Consider the following 12,487-nt stretch of genomic DNA (forward strand, 5'->3'; position numbering starts at 1 on the left):
AGGAGACCATGGACCAAAGCGACTTGAAAGCCCCCACGTGGCAACTGTCCGAACGCGCGCGCAAGCTCACGAGCTCGGCGATCCGCGAGATCCTGAAGGTCACGGAACGGCCCGAAGTCATTTCGTTCGCGGGCGGCCTGCCCTCGCCGGCGACCTTCCCGGCCGAACGCATGCGCGAAGCATCCGATCGCATTCTGCGCGACGCACCCGCCGCGGCCTTGCAATACAGCGCGACCGAAGGCTATCTGCCGCTGCGTGAATGGATCGCGCAACGCTATTCGGTGAACGGCGCGCAGATTCGCCCGTCGCAGGTCCTGATCACCACCGGCTCGCAACAGGCGCTCGATCTGCTCGGTAAAGTGCTGGTGTGCCCGGACAGCCCCGTACTGGTCGAAACGCCGACCTACCTCGGCGCGTTGCAATCGTTCTCGATGTACGAACCGCGCTATGTGCAGGTGCCGACGGACGAGCAAGGCCTGATTCCCGAGGCGCTGACGCCCGAGCTGACAGCCGGTGCGCGTCTGTTGTACGCACAACCGAACTTCCAGAATCCGACGGGCCGCCGCCTGCCGGTCGAACGCCGCCGTGCCCTGGCTGCGTTTGCAAAGACCGCACCGTTCCCGGTGATCGAAGACGATCCGTACGGCGCGCTCGACTACGCCGGTGAACCGCTGCCCACCATGCTGTCGATGGCGCCGGATCACATCGTCCATCTCGGTTCGTTCTCTAAAGTGCTGGCGCCGGGCCTGCGGGTCGGCTACATCATTGCGCCCGAAGAGTTGATCTTCAAGCTCGTGCAGGCCAAGCAAGCCACCGATCTGCACACGCCGAGTTTCACGCAACGCATCGTGTACGAAGTGGTCAAGGACGGCTTTCTCGACACGCACGTGCCGACCATTCGCGAGCTGTATCGCGATCAATGCGCGGCAATGCTCGCCGCGCTCGAACGCTACATGCCTGAAGGCGTGAGCTGGAACCGTCCGGAAGGCGGCATGTTCGTGTGGGTGAATCTGCCCGCGCAGATCGACAGCATGAAGCTGCTCGAAGAAGCCGTCGCGCAGAATGTGGCGTTCGTGCCGGGCGGTCCGTTCTTCGCGAGCGAAGCCCAGCACAATACGCTGCGCCTGTCGTTCGTCACGGTGCCGCCGGCCAAGATCGACGAAGGCGTGGCGCGTCTCGCAGAACTGATCCGCGCAAAGGTCTGAACACCCCCGGCCGCCGCGCCGGGTTAACCGACTTCCACTACCGACCAGGAACACACCATGGCTCAAACGAATGTGTACGACAAGCTTAAGGAACTGGGCATCGAACTGCCGAGCGCGGGCGCTCCGGCAGCGGCCTATGTGATGAGCGCGCAAAGCGGCAACACGGTGTACCTGTCCGGCCACATCGCCAAGAAGGACGGCAAGGTGTGGACCGGCAAGCTCGGCGCCACGCTCACCACCGAAGAAGGCAAGGTCGCCGCACGCTCGATCGCGATCGACCTGCTCGCCACGCTGCACACGCATGTGGGTGATCTGAACCGTGTCACGCGCATCGTCAAGCTGATGAGCCTCGTCAATTCCACGCTTGAATTCACCGAGCAGCACCTGGTGACCAACGGCGCGTCCGAGCTGATCGCGGATGTGTTCGGCGAGCGCGGCAAGCATGCACGTTCGGCATTCGGCGTGGCACAGATTCCGCTCGGCGCTTGCGTCGAGATCGAGATGATCGCCGAAGTCGAATAACACATGCCAACAGGTTCGGCCGCTGGTTCGCCCAGCGGGTCGTCCTGCGTGTGGCCGTAAACGCACTGAACGCGTCGCAAGGTGTCCAGCACCTGCGGCGCGTTTTGCATTTATCGCAAGGTAGATCGTTCCTTTGTCACCAGGTAGAATCCCCGAACCCTATCAATCTGCTGGATTCGCCGGATTGCGCCCGATGCCCGCCAACACCGTTCGTTTTAAACAGGTCGACGTGTTTACGTCGGTGCCGTTCAAAGGCAATCCGCTTGCGGTCGTATTCGACGCCGATGCGCTCGATGCGAATCAGATGCAGGCAATCGCGCACTGGACCAATCTGTCCGAAACCACCTTCCTGCTGAAACCAACCGACCCGGCCGCCGACTATCGCGTGCGTATCTTCACCACGTGTGGTGAATTGCCATTCGCCGGTCATCCGACACTCGGCACCGCGCATGCGTTGCTCGAAAGCGGTTACCGGCCCAAACAGGCTGGCAAGCTGGTGCAGCAATGCGGCGTAGGGCTCGTCGAACTGCAAGCGCTGACCGAATCGGGATCGGGATCGGCCGGCCAGACGCCGGGCGAATGGGCTTTCGCCGCACCGCCCGCGCGCGTCACGCCGCTTGCGCAGGACCATTACACAGCACTCACTACGGCTTTACGTAGCGACGCGATCGATTTCAGTGCAACGCCCTGCGCGGTCGACAATGGCGCGCCATGGCTCGTGGTGCGGGTCAATTCCGCGCGCGACTGCCTTGGGCTCGAACCCGATGCCGCGGCGCTCGCCGACATCGTGCATGCGATGAACACCCATGGTCTCGCCGTCTATGGGCCGCACGACGCCAACGGCCCGGCCACCTTCGAGGTGCGCTGCCTGATGGCGGGCGGGAGCTTCGGCGTGGGCGAAGATCCGGTTACGGGTAGCGCTAACGCCGCGATCGCGGGCCTTCTGAGCGCCCAGCAACTCCGCCCGGGTTCAGGTTACACGGCCCGCCAGGGCACGGTGTTAGGTCGCGCCGGCAACATTTCGGTGCATTACGACGACGCAGCCGGTAAAACGTGGATCGGTGGGCCGTCGGTCACGATTGTCGACGGCACATTCCGTTTGCCATGAACGGCGCGGCACCGGTTGCAGGCTCGCGAGCGCTGGCCTGCCGCTGAATGCAGCCGCTGTTTCGCCATTTTCAGCCACGCCTGACCACAAAAGCCGCACCGTTTACGCATTTAATGCGTCATGCATAACGCGAGGCCTGGCACACCTGAATTCCAGATCCAGATGAGATACTCGAAAACAAATGCCAGGCCGCGGCCCCAATGCTGGCCGCGCCAGCTGCGAATTCAGCCCGCCAGGACCGCCTGTCGCGCCCGCGTATACCCGATGCACGGACGCTTCCTTAATCCAGTGGCATTAAGTAATATCGAAACGTACCCGATGACCTCCGGATGGTCAGGCACGACGCCACGCTCCCTTCCCCTGCGCAGCAGTTCCGGCACCTTGGTCACCATGCAGCCACCCATGAAATTAGCGCAGTCGATGTTCGCGCAGTTGCAACTGACCGGCACCAGGGAACGGGCTACCCGATGAGCCAGTTCCGCTTCTCCGACCAGCGCGAAGCCAAACCCCGGCGCGACCCTGCCGTGTCGCGCCGCCGAGCCCTGCTCGCGATTCCCGCGCTCGGCGTGCTGGTGCTGATCCTGCTTTGGGCTGTAATCTTCGCGCGCCTGTCGGTTGAGAAAGAAGCCACGAATCGTGAAGCCATGGCCTCTGCCGCAATTCTCTCCGCGGCGCTGGAGCAGCACACGGTCAAGGCGATTCACCAGGTCGACCAGATCACCCGCTTCGTCAAATACGAGTTCGAGAAATCGCCGAATCATTTCGATCTGGCCAACACGGTCGAAAAAGGCGTGGTGCAAAGCGATACGCTGGTGCAGGTGTCGCTGATCGACGAGCACGGCACGCTGATCGCCAACACGGCCGAACTCAATCCCAAGCATATCGATCTGTCGGACCGTGAACACTTCAAGGTCCACGAACACGAAAACGACGACCAGCTCTATATCAGCAAGCCGGTGCTTGGGCGCATATCCGGCCACTGGACCTTGCAGATGACGCGGCGTCTGAATCATCCCGACGGCTCGTTCGCAGGCGTCGTGGTGGTCTCCGAAGACCCAAGCTATTTCACCAGCGACTTCTACAACAACGCGGCCATTGGCCGTGAAGGCGTGATCGCGGTGATTTCCGACAACGGCACGGTATTGGCGCGCCGCACGGGCAGCCCCGACAGTGCCAACGGCACGTTCTCGGCGAGCGGATCGTATCCGACCTCGGAACACGTGTCGGGCACCTATGTCGATTCGATCGACAACGTCACGCGCATCGTCTCGTACCGGCATATCGACGGCTATCCGCTCGGTGTGCTGGTGGGCCTGTCGCAAGCCGAAGAATTCGCCGACTACAATCACACGCGCAACGTCTATCTGCTAATGGCGGGCTTCATCTCGCTCGCGATGCTGAGCTTCTTCGCGGTGGCCACCGGTTTGATCGGCAAGCTGCTCGGGCGTGAACGCGAGATGACGCATCTGGTCGAGTACGACCTGCTGACCGGTTTGCGCAATCGCTATGCAACGTTGCAAGCCTTGCGGCACGACGTGGCGCAGCCGTCCAATCTCGGCCGCCTCGCGATTCTCTTCATCGATCTCGACAACTTCAAGACCGTCAACGACACGCTCGGCCACAACGCCGGCGACATCGTGCTGCAAATGACAGCCTCGCGTCTCGCTACCGCGGTCGGCGACGGCGGCTCGTTAAGCCGCATCGGCGGCGACGAGTTCGTCGTGGTGATCAAGGGCGACGACGTCGAGAAGCGCGCGGTCACGCTCGCCGAAGCGGCGGCCGAAGCCTTCGCCAAGCCTTTCGAAGTGCGCGGCAGTTCGTTCGTTCTGCATGCGAGCATCGGCATCGCGCTCTACTCGGTCGCCAACGAGAGCGAAATCGACCTGCTGAAAAAAGCCGACCTCGCGATGTACAGCGCCAAAGACGCAGGCAAGAACTGCTACCAGTTCTATTCGCCGCAACTGTCGCACCGCGCGGACCATTTGATGAAATGGGAACAGCAGTTGCGCGTCGCGCTCGCCGAAGGCCAGCTGTTTCTCGCCTATCAGCCGAAGATCGATCTGACGCGCCGCTGCATCACCGGTTTTGAAGCGCTGGTGCGCTGGAACCATCCGCAGCACGGCTTGATTCCCGCCAACGAATTCATTCCGGTCGCCGAATCGACCGGCCTGATCGTGCCGATCGGCGACTTCGTGATCGAGACTGCATGCCGCCAACTGGCGGTGTGGCAGCAACAGGGCTACGACACGCTGTCGCTCGCGGTCAACATCTCCGCGGTGCAATTCTGGCGCGGCGATCTATACGAAACCGTCTCGCATGCGATCGAGGAAAGCGGCATCTCCGCGCGCCGCCTCGAACTCGAAATCACCGAGACCGCGATGATGGAATATCCCGAACTCGTCTCGGAGAAGATCTTCGCGTTGAAGCGCCTCGGCGTGCGCATCGCGCTCGACGACTTCGGCACCGGCTATTCGTCGCTCTCCTACCTGAACCGCTTCTCGGTCGATACGCTGAAGGTGGACCGTTCGTTCGTCCAGGCGATCCCCGGCGACCGCAGTGTCTGCGTGATGGTCACCGCGATCGTCAATCTCGCGCGTTCGCTCGGGCTCACGGTGGTGGTCGAAGGCACCGAGACCGAAGAGCAGATTGCGTGGCTCGCCGCGCTCGGCCATATCGAGGCGCAGGGCTTCCTGTTCTCGCGGCCGGTACCGGTCGACGCGATTCCGGCACTGCTCGAACGCTTCGGCGTATGCGGCACGAAGGGCCAGCGCACCGCGCATGAAACAGACAGCACCAACAGCTTGTCCAGCACGAGCGCCAATAGCTGAGTGCGCGCGGGTAGCGCGGTGCTTGCCGCACTTACGTGTATGCGTAGGCATTCCGCATGAGTCCATAAGCGTATAAACGACTCCCCGCGCTTATCCAACCGCAGCTTCGCAAAACCAGCTACATTCACGCTGTAATGCGTGCCGGCGCGATACCGGCTGCCGGCGCGCCAACACACACAATGATGATCCCAGAGGGCGGGCCGCCCGCGTGCCGGAGCCCGCGGCGCCATGCAGACGATCACGAACCAGGATGCAGCCAGACGAGGGGAGCGAGAACCGCTATGGACGCTGTTCCGGGTCGTGTGCGGCCTGTCGGCGCTGTCGTGGGGCGGCCTCGCGCTGATGGCGCAACTTGAAAACCATTACGTGGAACGCGAGGGACGGCTCTCGCGCGTGGCCTTTTCCGACCTCATCGCGCTCGCCTGGATGGTGCCCGGACCGGTGGGCTGCAATGTCGCCGTGCAACTCGGGCACGCGCTGCGCGGCCGCGCCGGCGCCTGGGTGGCGGGCGTGGCCAGCGTGCTGCCTTTTTTCATGCTGATGACGCTGTTCGCGATCTTCTATCGCACGCCGCTCGTGCGTGCAGCGGCCTCTCAAACTCTGCTCAATCATTTCAGCGTGGTGTTGGCCACGCTGATCGCGATCACCTGGTACAAACAGACGCGTGCGCTGGTGCGCGGCAAGCTCGAATGGATCGCGGCGCTGCTCGGGTGTGTGGGCCTGTTTTATGCGCGCAGTCCCGCCGCCTATGTGGTGATGCTCGGCGCGGCTTTCGGCGCCGGCTGGCTGGTCAGCCCGGCTCGCAACACGCGTATCGTGCTGTCGATTGGACGAGGCGATTGGCAGATACTGGCTGCATTGTGCGTACTGCTGGCGATATTCGCGCTGCCGCTGCCACATCGCTATGAGCTGGCGCTGCTATGGCCGCGGCTGGCCGGTGCGGGCATGACGTTATTCGGCGGCGGTTTCTCGGCGTTGCCGGTACTCAAGACGCTGTTTGTCACACCGGCGATCGGTGTGTCGGATAACGACTTCACCCTCGCGTTTTCGCTGTCTCCGTTGTCGCCGGGACCGCTGTTGAACGTAGTGCCGTTCTTCGGCTATCTGGTGGACGGCTGGCTGGGCGCGCTGATCGCCACGCTCGCGCTTTTTGTGCCGTCGGGCTGCCTGGTGGTGCTCGCGCAGCGGCATCTGCATCAGTTGAAGGCCAATCCGCGTTTCGAGCATGGCATGCGGATCCTGCGCGCGGTCACCACCGCGTTTCTGGCGGTGGCTGTACTGCGCATCGCGGGGCATGTGCCGTTCAAACCCATGTATCTGGTGACGGCGCTGTTCTCCGGCATGTGCTTCGCGAAACTCAAAGTGCCGGTGTATGTGGTGTACGGGACCGTGGCGATCGCGTGCGGGCTATGGCTTGCCTACGGCGCCACGCCTTAGGCAAGCACACCCTGGATTCAGGCGCCGGTTTCAGAACCCGCGCGATAACACGGCCACGCCGATCGTCACCACGCCCAGCACGATATTCACCAGCACCAGGCGCCGGATCGTACCGACCGCTTGTGCGCCATCCGGCCACTTCTGCGCCTGCACCGCGCGGCGAATGCGCGGGAACACGGCGAAGCGGATGTGTCCGAAGATCAGCATCATCACGATGCCGAGGCCGGCCATGGCATGCAGCGGCCACGTGGCATGACCACCGCCGAATTGCATCAGCAGGAAGCCGCCGGTGAGGAGAATCACCAGCACTGCTGCGGCAACCCAGTTGAAGAAACGGCCGAACACCGATTCCCACAACGGCAAGCGCAATTGCGGCGAAAGGTCGGCAATGGCCGGACGCAGACAGAAATGGGCGAACACCATTCCACCGACCCAGACCGCGACGGCGAGCAGATGCAAAAAGAGTGCGAGTTCGACTGCTTTGTTCATGTTGTTTTCCTCTCCCGACGACGCCACACCGCTTATGACGAGTGATATTAGTAGCGGCTATTGAGCGCATTCGACCGCGCGCTATGCGTGCAGTTCCTTGCGCTGGCAACGTCTTGACATTCTTTGTAGTTTTTATTGCAACGCGGCCAATACCGCGACAGCGTTACACCCCGGATTTTTGCTACGCACGGCGTACGCTTTTTAAAGCGCACGCCGCGTTGATGCCTCGCGCTACCCTGCTCTTATCGACTTCTAGTGCTTGTTACGCGGCCAGCACCGGGCGCAAACCGTCGAGCTTCATCTTGCTCTCAGGCGCACGCCCCTTGCGCGCCCGCTTACCGATATGCGGCGTGAGCGTGGCGCCGCTCAGCTTCTCTTCGTCGACACGGCCGCCGCGACGCGTACCGATCAACACCACGCCCGCCTTATTGATGGACAGCGCCTGCAGCAGCGTTTCGTTGTCGTCGAGCGCCATCAGCGTGACGCCGCGTCCGCCGCCCGAAAGCGTCTTCATTTCGTCGAGACCGAACACCAGCAGGCGTCCACCTGAAGACAGACACGCAATGTGCGTCGCGTCCGGCAGCATCGGCATCGGCGCGAGCGGGGCGGCACCCGCGTCGATCGTCATGAACGACTTGCCGGCCTTCACGCGGCTCACCATGTCGCCGACCTTGGCGACAAAGCCGAAGCCATTGCTCGATGCGAGCAGCAATGCCTGATCCGCGGACGCCGCGTAGTAGTGCATCAGGTGGCTGCCCGATTCGAGTTCGATCAGCGAGGTGACCGGCACACCATCGCCCCGGCCGCCCGGCAGCATCGCAACCGCCACCGAATAGACGCGGCCATTGCTGCCCCACGCGACCAGCGTATCCGGCGTACGGCACTGGAACGCCGCGTAGAGACCGTCGCCGGCCTTGAACGTGAAGCCGGCCACATCCAGGCCGTGGCCCTTCAGCGCACGCACCCAGCCCTTCTGCGACACCACCACCGTCACCGGCTCGTCAACCACGCGTGCTTCGAAAATGGCGCGCTTTTCCTGCTGGATCAGCGTGCGGCGCTCGTCGCCGTATTGCTTGGCATCGCCTTCGATTTCCTTGATGAGCAGGCGCTTCATCGCGGTTTCGCTGCCGAGCAGTTCTTCGAGCTTGGCCTTCTCATCGCGCAGTTCGGACAGTTCCTTCTCGATCTTGATCTTCTCGAGCCGCGCCAACTGACGCAGGCGGATTTCGAGAATGTCTTCGGTCTGCCGGTCCGACAAGCCGAACGCGGCCATCAGCGCGGCCTTGGGCTCGTCCGATTCGCGAATGATGCGGATGACTTCGTCGATATTCAAAAAGACGATCATCCGGCCTTCGAGGATGTGAATCCGGTCGTCGACCTTTTGCAAACGATGGCGCGTGCGGCGCGTGACCGTCGCGAAGCGGAACGCGATCCACTCGTGGATGATTTCGCTCAAACCCTTCTGACGCGGCCGGCCATCGCCGCCCACCATCACCATGTTGAGCGACGCATTCGATTCGAGGCTCGTATGCGCGAGCAGCGAATTGACGAACTCGGTTTGGTCGATACGGCTCGATTTCGGCTCGAACACGAGACGCACCGGCGAGTCCCTGCCCGACTCGTCACGCACTGCGTCGAGTAGCGCGAGCATGGTCTGCTTGGTCTGCAACTGTTCAGGCGTGAGCGCCTTCTTGCCGAGCTTGATCTTCGGGTTGGTCTGCTCTTCGATTTCTTCGAGCACCTTCTGCGCGGCAGTGTTCGGCGGCAGTTCGGTAATCACGAGTTGCCATTGGCCACGCGCAAGTTCTTCGATCTTCCAGCGCGCGCGCACCTTCAGGCTGCCGCGGCCGCTTTCGTACGCGGCGGAAATCTCGGCGTCGCTCGAAATGATCTGGCCACCGCCCGGGAAGTCCGGCCCGGCGACGTGCTGCATCAACTCGGCATGCTCGATCTTCGGATTGCGGATCATCGCAACGGCGGCCGCCGCCACTTCGCGCAGATTGTGCGACGGGATTTCCGTGGCCAGCCCCACGGCAATGCCCGATGCGCCGTTCAGCAGCACGAACGGCAAGCGCGCGGGCAACAGCCTCGGTTCTTCGAACTCGCCGTCGTAGTTCTTCATGAAGTCGACCGTGCCCTGGTCGATCTCATCGAGCAGCAGCTTGGCGATCGGCGTCAGGCGCGCTTCGGTGTACCGCATCGCCGCTGCGCCGTCGCCGTCGCGCGAACCGAAGTTGCCCTGGCCGTCGATCAGCGGATAGCGCATCGAGAAGTCTTGCGCGAGGCGCACCAGCGCGTCGTACGCCGACTGGTCGCCGTGCGGGTGGTACTTACCCAGCACGTCGCCGACCACCCGGGCCGACTTCACGGGCTTGGCGTTGTCGCCGAGGCCCATGTCGTTCATCGCGTACAGAATGCGTCGTTGCACCGGCTTCTGGCCGTCGCACACATCGGGTAGCGCGCGACCCTTGACCACGCTCACCGCATAGTCGAGGTACTGGCGCTCCGCGTAATTGCCGAGCGTCAGAAAGTCGCCTTCCGGGGGCGGCGGCTCGGTGAAAAGGTCGAGAGTGTTATCGTCGTCCATCTAGATTCCGTATCCGTATTTGGCGTGAAGTTTTTGTGCAAACCATGAGCGCTTTAAAAGACGCTCAGATATCCGCTTCCACTTCGTTGCCCTTTTCTTCCAGCCAGCTGCGCCGCGACGCCGCTTCGCCCTTGCCCATCAGCATCGTCATACGCGCCACTGTGGCGTCGTAGTCGAGTTCGCCGAGTGCCACCGGCGTCAAGCGCCGCGTGTCGGGGTTCATCGTGGTGTCCCACAACTGCTCCGCACTCATTTCGCCTAGGCCCTTGAAGCGGCTGATCGACCATTGCGTATCGCGCACACCGTCTTTGCGCAGCTTGTCGAGGATCGCTTCGAGCTCGCCTTCGTCGAGCGCATAGAGCTTCTGCGCCGGCTTCTTGCCACGTGCGGGCGCATCGACCCGGAACAGCGGCGGGCGCGCCACGCACACATGCCCACGCTCGATCAGTTGCGGGAAATGCTTGAAGAACAGCGTGAGCAGCAGCACCTGGATGTGCGAACCGTCGACGTCAGCGTCCGACAAGATGCAGATCTTGCCGTAGCGCAGATTCGACAGATCGACCTTGTCGTCCGGGCTATGCGGGTCGACACCGATCGCCACCGAAATGTCGTGCACTTCGTTGTTGGCAAACAGCCGGTCGCGCTCGGTTTCCCACGTATTCAGCACCTTGCCGCGCAGCGGCAGGATCGCCTGATATTCCTTGTCGCGGCCCATCTTCGCCGAGCCGCCCGCCGAATCGCCCTCGACGAGGAACAGTTCGTTGCGGCCGATTTCCGTCGATTCGCAGTCGGTCAGCTTGCCCGGCAGCACAGCCACGCCCGAACTCTTGCGCTTCTCGACCTTCTGGCCGGCACGGGTGCGCGCCTGTGCCTGTTTGATGACGAGGTCGGCGAGCTTCTTGCCGTGCTCGACGTGCTGGTTCAGCCACAGCTCCAAGGCCGGACGCGAGAACGACGACACCAGTTTCACCGCATCGCGGCTATTCAGGCGCTCCTTGATTTGCCCCTGGAACTGCGGATCGAGCACCTTCGCCGACAGCACGAACGAAACGCGCGCGAACACGTCTTCCGCCAGCAGCTTCACACCCTTCGGCTGCAGGTTATGCAACTCGACGAAGCTCTTCACGGCCTGGAACAGACCGTCGCGCAAACCGGATTCGTGCGTGCCGCCCGCGGGTGTCGGAATCAGATTGACGTACGACTCGCGCATCAGCGTGCCTTCTTCGCTCCATGCGACGACCCATGTGGCGCCTTCGCCCTCAGCAAACGTCTCTTCGCTGGTACGCGAATTTTCGACGTAGCGCTCGCCCTCGAATAGCGGAATCAGCAAATCGCTGCCGTTCATGCCTTCCAGCAGGTAGCCGCGCAAACCGTCTTCGTACTTCCAGCTTTGCTGCTCACCGGTTTTCTCGTTGATCAGCGTGACTTCGACGCCCGGCAACAGCACCGCTTTCGAGCGCAGCAGACGTTGCAGTTCGCCGAGCGGCAGGTTCGGCGAATCGAAATATTTCGGATTGGCCCACGCAGTGACGCGCGTGCCGGATTTCTTGTCGGCCTTTGTTGCAGGCCGAACTTCGAGCTGCTTCGCGACGTCGCCGTTGGCAAAGCTCAACTCGGCGACCTTGCCGTCGCGCCACACGGTGACGTCGAGGCGCGTGGACAGCGCGTTGGTGACCGACACGCCGACGCCGTGCAGGCCGCCCGAGAACGTGTAGGCGCCGCCGGCGGCTTTATCGAACTTGCCGCCCGCGTGCAGGCGCGTGAAAACGATCTCGACAACCGGCACGCCTTCTTCCGGATGCATGCCGAAGGGAATACCACGGCCGTCGTCGTCGACCGAGACCGAATGGTCCGCATGCAGCGTGACCGTGATTTGCCGGCCGTGGCCGCCAAGGGCCTCGTCCGACGCGTTGTCGATAACTTCCTGAATGATGTGCAGCGGATTTTCGGTGCGGGTGTACATCCCGGGCCGTTGCTTGACCGGCTCCAGGCCCTTCAACACCTTGATCGACGCTTCGCTATACGCGGCGTTTGGCTTTTTCGTAGACATGGTTGACTCGGGTGCGTCGGTTCATCGTTGTCCACAGGTCCTGTGGACAGGTCCGTGGACAATGCGTTGAGTTTTCAAAAAAAGCGAAACGAAACAACGGGGTTAGGTGGGGTGCCCGCAGTGCGGGCAAGCTGTTTTATCGCCCGGCTTCCCGTAGGCTCGCTCGACGGCGGCTCGACGCCGGGCTCTACAGCCCGGCAAAGGCCTGCCGGTGCGAACGCCGGAGGAAGCCTGTTCGCGGGGTATTTTACTGATTTCGAA

The 12,487-nt window shown here is 62.6% G+C and carries 8 protein-coding genes; 5 read left to right on the plus strand and 3 right to left on the minus strand.

Going from position 1 to position 12,487, the window contains the following annotated elements; genetic code table 11:
- The first annotated feature begins 8 nt into the window (after positions 1–8).
- From GH665_RS15730 to GH665_RS15750, 5 genes are all read left to right on the plus strand, one after another.
- On the plus strand, positions 9–1,205 hold the full coding sequence (locus GH665_RS15730; protein ID WP_153136619.1) for an aminotransferase-like domain-containing protein: 1,197 nt from the start codon (positions 9–11) through the stop codon (positions 1,203–1,205).
- A gap of 57 nt (positions 1,206–1,262) precedes the next feature.
- Positions 1,263–1,727, plus strand: a complete 465-nt coding sequence (locus GH665_RS15735) for a RidA family protein (protein WP_153136620.1) — start codon at positions 1,263–1,265, stop codon at positions 1,725–1,727.
- A gap of 193 nt (positions 1,728–1,920) precedes the next feature.
- A complete protein-coding gene (locus GH665_RS15740; protein WP_153136621.1) occupies positions 1,921–2,835 on the plus strand; it encodes a PhzF family phenazine biosynthesis protein in 915 nt (304 codons plus the stop codon).
- Between the two features lie 467 nt (positions 2,836–3,302).
- Entirely contained in the window at positions 3,303–5,663 is a 2,361-nt protein-coding gene (locus tag GH665_RS15745) for a bifunctional diguanylate cyclase/phosphodiesterase (RefSeq protein ID WP_153136622.1), read from the plus strand.
- Positions 5,664–5,891: 228 nt separating this feature from the next.
- Positions 5,892–7,100, plus strand: coding sequence for a chromate transporter (locus GH665_RS15750; RefSeq protein ID WP_153136623.1), 1,209 nt, complete (start codon positions 5,892–5,894; stop codon positions 7,098–7,100).
- Positions 7,101–7,130: 30 nt separating this feature from the next.
- Here GH665_RS15750 and GH665_RS15755 read toward each other — a convergent pair whose 3' ends face one another.
- The 3 genes from GH665_RS15755 to GH665_RS15765 all read right to left on the minus strand — a co-directional run bounded on the left by GH665_RS15755 (position 7,131) and on the right by GH665_RS15765 (position 12,226).
- The gene (locus tag GH665_RS15755) at positions 7,131–7,589 is read right to left on the minus strand and encodes a CopD family protein (protein ID WP_028196844.1); all 459 of its coding nucleotides are present in this window, start codon (positions 7,587–7,589) and stop codon (positions 7,131–7,133) included.
- A 262-nt stretch (positions 7,590–7,851) separates the two neighbouring features.
- Positions 7,852–10,176, minus strand: coding sequence for a DNA topoisomerase IV subunit A (gene parC / locus GH665_RS15760; RefSeq protein ID WP_153136624.1), 2,325 nt, complete (start codon positions 10,174–10,176; stop codon positions 7,852–7,854).
- A gap of 64 nt (positions 10,177–10,240) precedes the next feature.
- A complete protein-coding gene (locus GH665_RS15765; protein ID WP_153136625.1) occupies positions 10,241–12,226 on the minus strand; it encodes a DNA topoisomerase IV subunit B in 1,986 nt (661 codons plus the stop codon).
- Positions 12,227–12,487 lie beyond the last annotated feature (261 nt).

Source organism: Paraburkholderia agricolaris (assembly GCF_009455635.1).
In the GTDB taxonomy this organism is placed as follows: Bacteria; Pseudomonadota; Gammaproteobacteria; order Burkholderiales; family Burkholderiaceae; genus Paraburkholderia; species Paraburkholderia agricolaris.